Raw genomic sequence first — 10,042 nt, forward strand, 5'->3', positions numbered from 1 at the left:
GACGCGCCCTGGCAGCGTCCGGCGGCGGCCCCGAAGGCCCCGCCCCCGCAGGAACCGCCCACCGCGGAGCCGCCGGCTGCCGGGCCCTCACCGGCTGAGCCGCCCGCCCTGCAGGAGCCGCCGACCGCCGAACCCCCGGCCGCCGGGCCTCCCGTCTCGGACGACCCGCCTGCCGCTGAGCCGCCGGCCCCGGAGGAACCCCCCGCTGCTGAGCCGCCCGCTCCGAAGGAACCGCCCGCAGAAGGAGGCGACCGCACGTGAACGACACGCTTGACGTCGTCCTGCGGCTGGTCGCCGTCCTCGTCGTCTTCCTGACCTTCCCGCTGCTGGTCGGGCAGGCCGAGCACAAGGTCATGGCGCACATGCAGGGCCGGCTGGGCCCGATGTACGCCGGCGGCTTCCACGGCTGGGCGCAGCTCGTCGCCGACGGGGTGAAGTTCGCCCAGAAGGAGGACATCGTCCCGGCCGACGCCGACCGCCGGGTCTTCCAGCTCGCGCCCGCGGTGGCCCTGCTGCCGTATCTGCTGGTGCTCATCGTGATCCCGGTCGGCCCCGACGGCTTCGTCGGGCAGACCGTGGACGCCGGGCTGATCCTCGTCCTGGCCGTGATGGGTGTCGGCGTGCTCGGCTCGCTCATGGCCGGCTGGGCGTCGGCCAACAAGTTCTCGCTGCTCGGCGGCCTGCGCACGGCCGCCCAGCTGATGGCGTACGAGCTGCCGATGCTGCTGACCGCCGCCTCCGTGGCGATGGCGGCCGGCACCCTGTCGCTGCCCGGCATCCTCGACGGCTACCACTGGTGGTGGACGCCCTGGCAACTGGTCGGCGGCCTCGTCTTCTTCACCGCCGGGCTCGCCGAGCTCCAGCGCCCGCCGTTCGACATGCCGGTCGCCGACTCCGAGATCATCTTCGGCGCGTACACCGAATACACCGGGCTGCGCTTCGCGCTGTTCCTGCTCGCCGAATACGCCGGCATCGTCGTGCTGTGCGCGCTGACCGCGGTGCTCTTCCTCGGCGGCTGGCACGGCCCGTGGTCGGGCAGCGCCGGGTGGGTGTGGACGCTGGTCAAGACCGCGCTGCTGGCCTTCGTCGTGATCTGGCTGCGGGTCAGCTATCCGCGGCTGCGCGAGGACCAGTTGCAGAAGCTCGCCTGGACCGTGCTCATCCCGCTGTCCCTCGCCCAGATCGCCCTGACCGGCGTCGTCAAGGTGGTGATCTCCTAGCCATGCCCCCCATCCCCGGATCCGGTCTCGCCAAGGGCCTGGCCGTCACCCTGCGGACCATGACGAAGCGCACCGTCACCGCCCAGTACCCCGACACGCAGCCCGAACTCCCGCCGCGCAGCCGCGGGGTGATCGCCCTGTTCGAGGAGAACTGCACGGTGTGCATGCTGTGCGCGCGCGAATGCCCCGACTGGTGCATCTACATCGACTCCCACAAGGAGACCGCGCCGCCGGCCGCCCCCGGCGGGCGGGAGCGCAGCCGCAACGTCCTGGACCGTTTCGCCATCGACTTCTCCCTGTGCATGTACTGCGGTATCTGTATCGAGGTGTGCCCCTTCGACGCGCTGTTCTGGTCACCGGAGTTCGAGTACGCGGAGACGGACATCCTCGACCTCACCCACGAACGCGACAAACTGCGGGAGTGGATGTGGACGGTCCCCGCCCCGCCCGCGCTCGACCCCGCGGCGGAGGAGCCGAAGGAGATCGCCGCGGCCCGCAAGGCGGCGGAGAAGGCGGAGAAGGCCGCGGCTGCGGCTGCCGCCGAGGAGCAGAACGCCGCCGAACAGGCTGCCCCCGGGCAGGGCGACGGGCAGAGCGACGAGCAGGGGAAGGGTGACGCGTGAACGTCAGCGCCGCCGCCCACCATCCCGGCTTCCTCTCCCCGACCGGCGTCGAGATCACCTTCGTCCTGATCGGCCTCGCCACCCTCGGCGCGGCCCTGCTGACCGTCACCACCCGGCAGCTGGTGCACGCCGCCCTGTGGCTGGTCGTCGCGCTCGGCGGCCTGGCCGTCGAGTACCTGCTGCTCACCGCCGAATTCATCGCCTGGGTGCAGGTGCTGATCTACGTGGGTTCCGTCGTCGTCCTCCTGCTCTTCGGCCTGATGCTGACCAAGGCGCCCATCGGCCGCTCCCCGGACGCCGATTCGGAGAACCGGCTGGTCGCCCTCCTGATCGCGGTCGCCGCCGCTGCCGCCCTGGTGTGGGTGGTGGTGGACGCCTTCCGTACCACCTGGATCAATCTGCACGGCGTCGCGCAGGGCTCCTCCCGGGCCACCGGCGAAAGCCTCTTCCGGCACTGGGTGCTGCCCTTCGAGGCGCTGTCGGTGCTGCTGCTGGCCGCGCTGGTCGGCGCGATCGTGCTGTCCCGCCGCGACACCGGTGACCCCGCCGCCACCGCCGGCGCGCCCGCCGACGGCAAGGAGCGCAGCTGATGCACCTCGCCTATCCCGCCGTCCTCGCCGTCCTCCTCTTCTGCGTCGGCCTCTACGGTGTGCTCGCCCGCCGCAACGCGATCCTCGTCCTGATGTCCGTCGAGCTGATGCTCAACGCCGTCAACCTCAACCTGGTCGCCTTCGACGTCTGGCTGCGCGACTCCCTGCACGCCGGCCAGGCGCTCACCCTTTTCACCATCACCATCGCCGCCGCCGAGATCGGTCTCGGCCTGGCGATCGTGCTGCTGGTCTTCCGCAACCGCGGCAGCTCCGACATCGACCGGCTCACCGGCCTCGCGGAACCCGACGCACCCGACGTGACGCCCGCACCCGCGGCGGACGACGAGAAGGCAGAGGCCTCCGCGTGACCCTGATCGCCCTTGCCGCGCTCGTACCCCTCCTGCCCTTGCTGGGCGCGGCCGCCGGACTGCTGCTCGGCCGGCGCGCACCCGGCTTCGTCCGCCCGCTGGCCGTCATGCCCACCGCGGTCGCCTTCGTGCTCGCCGTGGTCACCGCCGCGCGGCAGGGCACCGGCGCGCCCACCGACGGCGCGCACCGGCTGACCGTCACCGGGTCCGTACCGATCGACCTGTCCCTGCACCTGGACGGCTTCTCGGTGCTGATCGCGGTCCTGGTCGGCCTGGTCGCGACCTGCGTGCAGCTCTACTCCGTCTCCTATCTGCGCGACGACCCGCGCTATCCGTCGTACGCCGCCCTGGTCTCGCTCTTCACCTCCGCGATGCTGCTGGTCGTCTACTCGGGCGACCTGGTGGTGCTGCTGGTCGGCTGGGAGGTCATGGGCATCTGCTCCTACTTCCTGGTCGGGCACTACTGGGAGACCGAGACCGCCCGCGCCGCCTCGATCAAGGCCTTCCTGGTCACCAAGCTCGGCGACGTCCCCTTCCTGATCGGGGTGTTCGCGCTCGCCACCGACGCGCACACCTTCCGTATCTCCGGCATCCTCGGCGCCGCCACACACGGGCAGCTGCACCACCCCACCGTGGTCGCGCTGCTGCTGCTCGCCGGGGTCGCGGGCAAGTCCGCGCAATTCCCGCTGCACACCTGGCTGCCCGACGCCATGGCAGGCCCCACCCCGGTGTCCGCGCTGATCCACGCGGCCACCATGGTCGCGGCCGGCATCTACCTGGTGGCCAGGCTGCTGCCGGTCTTCACCGCGTCGGCCGCCGCGCTGGCCGTGCTCGCCGCGATGGCCGCCGTGACGATGGTCGGCTCCGCGCTCGCCGCCCTCGCGCAGGACGACATCAAACGCGTGCTGGCGTACTCCACGATCGGCCAGCTCGGCTACATGGCCGGCGCCCTGGCCGTCGGCGACCGCGACGCCGCCGTCTTCCACCTCCTCTCGCACGGCGCCTTCAAGGCCCTGCTCTTCCTGGGCGCGGGCGTCGTCATCCACGCCGCCGGCACCAACTCGCTCACCGCGATGTCCCGGATGGGCTCGCTCGGCAAACGCGTCCCCGACGCCATGTGGACGATGGGCCTGGCGCTCGCCGCGCTCGCCGCCCTCCCTCCGCTGTCCGGCTTCTTCTCCAAGGAATCGGTGCTGCGGGCCGCCGAGCACGCCTCGTCCGGCGACACCGCGCACGTGCCGTCGGCGGTCGGCTGGACCGTGCTGGTCGCGGGACTCGCCGCGGCCGTGCTCACCGCCGGCTACGCGACCCGGCTCTTCCTGCTGGCCTTCGGCGGCAGCGGCCCCGGGGCCCCCGACCACGGCAGGCAGCCGATCGCGATGACCAGCGTGCTGTGGGTGCTGGCCGTCCCCACCCTCGCCTTCGGCGGCCTCACCTACCGCGAGCTGCCCGACTGGTTCGGCGGCGCCCCGCTCGGCCCGACCCTGCTCACCTCCGTCCTCGGTACCGGACTGGCCCTCGTGGGCGTCCTCATCACCTATGGCGCCTGGTCCGCGAGCACCGCGACCCGCAAGAACGTACCCGTCGGAGCCGTCGTCACCGCCGACCCCGACGCGGAGCCCGCGCTCGTCGAGGCCGAGGCGATCGCCACCCACCAGGCGATCTACGGCGACATCGCCGCTGCGGACGACCCCGGCGACCCGGGCCGGCTGCTGCTCGGTCCGCTGCACCCGCTCGCCGCCCACGGCTTCCGCCTCGACGCCGTCTACAGCGCGCTCTTCGTCCGCCCGGTGCTCGCCGCCGCGAACCTGGTCCGCTTCCTGGACCGCGAGGTCATCGAGACCTACGTCCGCGGCGCCGGCGGTACCCCGCGGCTGCTGGGCGCGGCCGTCCGCAAGGCCCAGACCGGAAACGTCCAGACCTACCTCAGCGCGCTGCTGGCCGGCGCCGTGGTGCTCGCCGTCCTCGTCGCCGTCGGAGGCTGAGAACCAGTGAACGACACCGCACTCCAGTACGTCCTCGCGGCGGTCGTGGTGCTGCCGCTGCTCGGCGCGGTCGGCGCCCTGCTCCCGCCGCCGCCCGGTCTGCGCGGCCGCAACCCCGACCAGGCCATACTGCGGCACGGTGTGACCGTCTCCGGCGCCGTCCTGATCCTCGCCGTGGTGCTCGCCGCCGGCTTCGACCACGACCACCCGGCGACGATGCAGGCGAGCACCGACCTCAACTGGATCCCCGCGCTGCGGATCCGCCTCCACCTGGGCATCGACGGCATCTCCCTCCCCCTTCTGGTGCTGACCGCGCTGCTGACCTTCCTGTGCGCGCTCTACTCCTACTTCCACCTGCCGGCCGGCGGCTCGGCCAAGGCCTTCGTCGCGCTGCTGCTCCTGCTGGAAGCGGGCACGCTGGCCACCTTCGCCGTGCTCGACCTGATGCTGTTCTTCCTGGCCTTCGAGATGGTCCTCATCCCGATGTACTTCCTGATCGCCCGCTGGGGCGGCGGCGACCGCGAGCGGTCGGCCCTGCGCTTCATCGTCTACACCCTCCTCGGCTCCGTGATCATGCTGCTCGGCCTGCTACTCATCGGTGTGAAAGCGGGCACATTCGACATGGTGGCACTCGCCACTGACAACGGGTCACACCTCAGTCACTCCACGCAGCTGACCGCCGTCCTGGCCATCGGGATCGGCCTGGCGATCAAGGCCCCGATGTGGCCGCTGCACAGCTGGCTCCCCGACGCCCACACGGCCGCCCCCACCGTCGGTTCCGTCCTGCTGGCCGGGGTGCTGCTGAAGATGGGCACCTACGGGCTGGTGCGGATCGTGCTGCCCGACACGCCCGGCGGGATGCAGACCTTCGCCCCCTACCTGGCCGCCTTCGCCGTCGTCGGGATCGTCTACGGCTCGCTGGCCTGCCTCGCGCTGGCCCGGCAGGGCAACGGCGGCGACCTCAAGCGGCTCATCGCCTACTCCTCCGTCGGCCACATGGGCTTCGTGCTGCTCGGCATCGCCTCGATGAACCCCACCGGCGTCAACGGCGCGCTCTTCGCGAACATCGCCCACGGCCTGATCACCGGCCTGCTCTTCTTCCTGGTCGGCGCGGTCAAGGACCGTTACGGCACCAGCGACCTCGACCAGCTCGCCGGCGGCACCGGCGCTGCCCTCTACGGCCGCGCCCCCCGGCTGGGCGGGCTGCTCGCCTTCGCCGCGGTCGCCTCGCTCGGCCTGCCGGGCCTCGCCGGGTTCTGGGGCGAGATGCTCGCGATGTTCGGCGCCTTCGAACCGGGCCCGGGCCTCAGCCGTCCCGCCTACCTCACCTTCACCGCCGTCGCCGCCTTCGGCACCCTGCTGACCGCCGGCTATCTGCTGACCGTGGTCCGCCGGGTCTGCATGGGAGACCGGGACACCGCGGAGCTGCGGCCCGCGCTCGCCGACGTCAAGGCGTACGAATTCGCCGCCTGGACGCCGCTGGCCGCGCTCACCGTCCTGGCGGGCCTGTGGCCCGCCGCCCTGCTCGGGCTCACCGACCCGGCCGTACGCTCCCTGCTCGGAGGCCATTGAGATGCCGTCCCTCGTGCAGTCCGTCGACTGGACGGCGCTCACCCCGGTGGTCATCCCGGCCGCGCTCGCCGTGGCCGTCCTGGTCGCCGACCTCTTCCTGCCGCAGGACCGCAAACCGCTGCTGGGCTGGGTCACCGCCGCCGGCCTCCTCGCCGCCGCGCTCACCCTGATCCCGCTGCGGGACGGCCACCGCAGCACCTTCTGCCAGCCCGGGGCCGGCACCGGCGGCTGCTCCTACGCGGCCGACCACTTCACCCTGGTCGTCCAGGCCCTGGTGCTGGGCGGTGCGCTGCTGACCGCGCTGCTGTCGATCGGCACCCTGGAGCGGATGCCCGCTGGCGAATACTGGTTCCTGCTGCTGTCCTCGGCAGCCGGCGCCGCCCTGCTGCCGGCCTCCCGCGACCTGGCCACGCTGATCGTCGCCCTCGAAGTGACGACGCTGCCCGCCTTCGCCCTGGTCGGCCTGCGCCGCGACGACCGGCTCTCCAGCGAGGCCGCCCTCAAGTTCTTCCTGACCTCGGTCACCGCCACCGCCGTCTCGCTGCTCGGCATCAGCTTCGTCTACGCGGCCACCGGCACCCTGCACCTGGCCGCGGTCGCCGACGGCCTCACCCATACCCCCGACCAGCTGCACACCCTGGCCAGGGCGGGCGTCGCCCTCACCCTGGTCGGCTTCGCGTTCAAGCTCGCCGTGGCCCCCTTCCACTTCTGGGTGCCCGACACCTATGCGGGCGCGCCGCTGCCGGTCGCCGCGTATCTGTCGGTGGTCGGCAAGGCGGTGGGCTTCTCCGGACTGATCCTGGTCACGGTCGTCGCCTTCCGGCCGTACACCAGCGTGTGGGGTCCGGCGATCGGGGTATTGGCCGCGCTCACCATGACCGTGGGCAATGTCGGCGCCCTGCGACAGCGTCCCGGTGCGCCGCGTGGCGCGGTAAGGCTGCTGGCCTGGTCCTCGGTCGGGCAGGCGGGCTATCTGCTGGTCCCGCTCGCCGCGGCAGCGTCCGCCGACAGCCCGGCCCACGAGATCGGCACCACCGTCGCCTACGCGCTGATGTACGGCGTGGTCAATCTCGGCGCCTTCGCGGTCGTCGCCCTGGTGGAGCGCACCGCGCCGCACAGCCGCCTCACCGATTACCGCGGCCTTTACGCGTCCCGCCCCGCCGCCGCCCTTGCGCTGGCCTTCTTCCTGCTGTGCCTGGCGGGGCTGCCGCCCGGTGTGATCGGCCTGTTCGCCAAGGTCGCCGTCTTCTCCTCCGCGGTCGGCGCCCAGCACGGCTGGCTCGCGGTGATCATGGCCGTGAACGTCGTCATCGCCCTCGTCTACTACCTGCGCTGGACGGCGCTGCTCTTCACCGCGGCGGACGGGCGCACGGCCGGGGAGCGTACCGGCGTACGTACGCCCGACGCGCCCGCCGTCGCCCTTGCCGAGGCGCGGACCCCGGCCGGGCTCACGCTGGCCGTCGCACTGGCCTCGCTGGCCGGCGTCGTCCTGTCCGGGGCCCCTCAGCTGGTCCTGCGGTACGCCCAGGGCACGCTGCTCTGACCTCGGCGACCCCGGCGGTACGCCCGGCGCGCGACGCTCAGAGCCGCATGCTCCGCGTCCCGGTCCGGTAGCTGTCCGTGCGCACGGAGGCGCGCGAGGGAACTGGGGCCGCCCCGGTGGCGTTGAGCACAGCAGGAGGTTTTCCTTAGGGGGAGCGATCCCCGGACGCACCGCACACTCTGGAGGGCGCACGTGCACCGCCGGCACAACGGGTTGAAGACCGCCGTACTCCTCGGTGTTCTGTCCGCACTCATCCTGGTCATCGGCAGCTTCTTCGGCCGGACCGGGCTCATCGTGGCGCTCGTCATCGCCCTTGGCACGAATGCCTACGCGTACTGGAACAGCGACAAGCTGGCGCTACGCGCGATGCGCGCCCGTCCGGTCAGCGAGTTCGAAGCACCCGCGCTCTACCGGACCGTGCGCGAGCTGTCGACGGCGGCCCGGCAGCCCATGCCGCGGCTGTACATCTCGCCGACCGAGGCCCCCAACGCCTTCGCGACCGGCCGGAACCCGCGCAATGCCGCGGTGTGCTGCACCGAGGGCATCATGAACATCCTCGACGAGCGCGAGCTGCGCGGAGTCATCGGCCACGAGCTGAGCCACGTCTACAACCGCGACATCCTCATCTCCTCGGTGGCGGGCGCCCTCGCCTCCGTGGTGATGTTCCTGGTCAATTTCGCCTGGCTGATCCCGATCGGCCGCTCGGACGACGACGAAGGACCCGGCATCCTCGGCATGCTGCTGATGATGATCCTCGGCCCGCTCGCCGCGTCCCTGATCCAGCTCGCCGTCTCCCGCTCCCGGGAGTACGAGGCCGACGCCTCCGGCGCCCGCCTCACCGGCGACCCCCTGGCGCTGGCCTCCGCCCTGCGCAAGCTCGACGTGGGCACCAAGCAGCTTCCGCTGCCGCCCGAGCCGCGCCTGGAGACCGCCAGCCATATGATGATCGCAAACCCTTTCCGCCCGGGCGACGCGTCCAAGCTGTTCTCGACCCATCCCCCGATGGCTGAGCGCATCTCCCGCCTCGAACAGATGGCAGGCCGTCCCTCATGAAGACGATTCTGAACATCATCTGGCTGGTGCTGTGCGGCTTGTGGATGTGCCTCGGCTATTTCCTGGCCGGAGTCATCCTGTGCATCACCATCATCGGCATCCCCTTCGGCATAGCGGCGTTCCGTATCGGCGTGTACGCGCTCTGGCCGTTCGGCTACACGACGGTGGAGCGCCGGGACGCCGGCACGGGCTCGCTGGTCGGCAATGTGCTGTGGGTGGTCCTGGCCGGCTGGTGGCTGGCCCTCGGGCACATCGTCACCGGCATCGCGCTGGCGATCACGATCATCGGCATTCCGCTGGCGATCCCGAACTTCAAGCTCATCCCGCTGTCGCTGATGCCGCTCGGCCGGGAGATCGTGCCCAGCGACCAGCCCTTCGTGACCCGCTGAGCCGCCCCGGCATCTTCGGGGTCCCGGGGAGCCGCCGGTCCGCGTCCGGCGGCCTTGGGGCCGGCCCAGCCGCGTCCGGCGGCTCCCCGGGGCGGTGCGGGCCATCCGCCCGCCCCCGGGGTCACACCGGCCCCGCGATGCTGGTCGGATCGGTCCGACCCCTGGTCAGACGGCTGTGCCCTGCTAGTCTCGGCGGCGGAGGTGCACGGTTGTGGACGGTGACGCGCTCAGCACGAAGGCCGCGGGCGCGGAATTGCCCCCCGCGCTCGCCGGCTATGCCGCGTATCTGCTGCGCCGCGCCCATGTCCTCGCCACCCGCCTTGCGCCGGACTTCGGCCCGACCTCCGACGGCGCCGGCAGCGCCCGCGACTTCCAGGTGCTCGACGCGATAGGCGAGCCCGGCGCCGCGTATTCGCAGCAGGACCTCGGCGACCGGCTCGGCATCAACCGCACCACCATGGTCAAGCTGATCGACCGCTTCGAGGCCGCGGGACAGGTCAGCAGGGCGCGTAATCCCGACGACCGGCGCTCGTACGTACTGGCGCTCACCGAGCGGGGCAGGGCCGCCGTCAGGGCGACGGACCCGGCCATGTCCGACGCCGACGACAAGCTCACCGCGGGCCTGACCTCCGTGGAGCGCCACCGCCTCGACGCCCTGCTGGCCGCGCTGCTGTCCCGCCCCGCGCCCGGCCCCGCAGC

At 72.1% G+C, this 10,042-nt stretch carries 10 protein-coding genes; all 10 read left to right on the forward strand.

Annotated elements, in window-relative coordinates; translation table 11 throughout:
- The first annotated feature begins 257 nt into the window (after positions 1-257).
- A complete protein-coding gene (locus V7E46_RS29690; protein WP_333771314.1) occupies positions 258-1,220 on the forward strand; it encodes a complex I subunit 1/NuoH family protein in 963 nt (320 codons plus the stop codon).
- Positions 1,221-1,222: 2 nt separating this feature from the next.
- On the forward strand, positions 1,223-1,843 hold the full coding sequence (locus V7E46_RS29695; protein WP_333771315.1) for a NuoI/complex I 23 kDa subunit family protein: 621 nt from the start codon (positions 1,223-1,225) through the stop codon (positions 1,841-1,843).
- Positions 1,840-2,433: an NADH-quinone oxidoreductase subunit J family protein gene (locus tag V7E46_RS29700; protein ID WP_333771316.1), complete on the forward strand. Its 594-nt coding sequence runs from the start codon at positions 1,840-1,842 to the stop codon at positions 2,431-2,433. Before V7E46_RS29695 ends, V7E46_RS29700 begins: the two co-directional genes overlap by 4 nt.
- Positions 2,433-2,801 (forward strand): NADH-quinone oxidoreductase subunit NuoK, encoded by a 369-nt coding sequence (gene nuoK, locus V7E46_RS29705; RefSeq protein WP_329175672.1) that lies wholly within the window; start codon positions 2,433-2,435, stop codon positions 2,799-2,801. The genes V7E46_RS29700 and nuoK overlap by 1 nt, the downstream gene beginning before the upstream one ends.
- Positions 2,798-4,786 (forward strand): NADH-quinone oxidoreductase subunit 5 family protein, encoded by a 1,989-nt coding sequence (locus tag V7E46_RS29710; RefSeq protein ID WP_333771317.1) that lies wholly within the window; start codon positions 2,798-2,800, stop codon positions 4,784-4,786. The genes nuoK and V7E46_RS29710 overlap by 4 nt, the downstream gene beginning before the upstream one ends.
- A gap of 6 nt (positions 4,787-4,792) precedes the next feature.
- Complete coding sequence (locus V7E46_RS29715; protein WP_333771318.1) at positions 4,793-6,358, forward strand: complex I subunit 4 family protein; 1,566 nt, start codon at positions 4,793-4,795, stop codon at positions 6,356-6,358.
- A gap of 1 nt (position 6,359) precedes the next feature.
- On the forward strand, positions 6,360-7,901 hold the full coding sequence (locus V7E46_RS29720; RefSeq protein WP_333771319.1) for an NADH-quinone oxidoreductase subunit N: 1,542 nt from the start codon (positions 6,360-6,362) through the stop codon (positions 7,899-7,901).
- 192 nt (positions 7,902-8,093) lie between these two features.
- Complete coding sequence (gene htpX, locus V7E46_RS29725) at positions 8,094-8,954, forward strand: zinc metalloprotease HtpX (protein WP_333771320.1); 861 nt, start codon at positions 8,094-8,096, stop codon at positions 8,952-8,954.
- Positions 8,951-9,343, forward strand: coding sequence for a YccF domain-containing protein (locus V7E46_RS29730; RefSeq protein ID WP_333771321.1), 393 nt, complete (start codon positions 8,951-8,953; stop codon positions 9,341-9,343). The genes htpX and V7E46_RS29730 overlap by 4 nt, the downstream gene beginning before the upstream one ends.
- A gap of 211 nt (positions 9,344-9,554) precedes the next feature.
- Positions 9,555-10,042: MarR family winged helix-turn-helix transcriptional regulator (locus V7E46_RS29735; protein ID WP_333771322.1), on the forward strand; the 488-nt coding region annotated here is incomplete at its 3' end.

Source organism: Streptomyces sp. IBSBF 2435, assembly GCF_036815005.1.
Taxonomy (GTDB): domain Bacteria; phylum Actinomycetota; class Actinomycetes; order Streptomycetales; family Streptomycetaceae; genus Actinacidiphila.